Origin of the sequence: Pseudoalteromonas sp. CO325X (assembly GCF_004208955.1) — a bacterium.
Taxonomy (GTDB): Bacteria; Pseudomonadota; Gammaproteobacteria; order Enterobacterales; family Alteromonadaceae; genus Pseudoalteromonas; species Pseudoalteromonas ruthenica.
Window position 1 is genome coordinate 1 of record NZ_SGPG01000047.1, and the last position, 372, is coordinate 372.

The 372-nt window shown below is 53.5% G+C and carries 1 protein-coding gene; it reads left to right on the forward strand.

The genetic code is table 11. The annotated features are described in order from the left end of the window. On the forward strand, nucleotides 1-372 hold a 372-nt coding region (locus tag EXT46_RS18705), incomplete at both ends, for an Ig-like domain-containing protein (RefSeq protein ID WP_205988258.1).

Consider the following 372-nt stretch of genomic DNA (forward strand, 5'->3'; position numbering starts at 1 on the left):
TGGCAGGTAGAAGCCTCCCAGCCGTTAGCTGAAGGGGATTATACTGTACTTGCATCAGTGACTGATGAAGCAGGGAACAACACCCAAGCGTCAGCGCAGGGCAGTATTGATGCCAGCGCACCGGATTTGACCATCGACAACCCGGGTATAGGCAATGACACGACTCCAATCATTACTGGCAGTAGTTCTGAGGTTGGAGCAACGGTGGCTATTACCGTGGTCGATGCCAGCGGTAATACCCAGACGGTTCAGGCGACGGTGCAAGATGATGGCACTTGGAGTGTATCGCTCGCTGCGCCTTTAGCTGAAGGGCAATACACTATCACCGCCGAAGTCAGTGACAATGCCGGTAACCAAGCGAATGATCAAGTC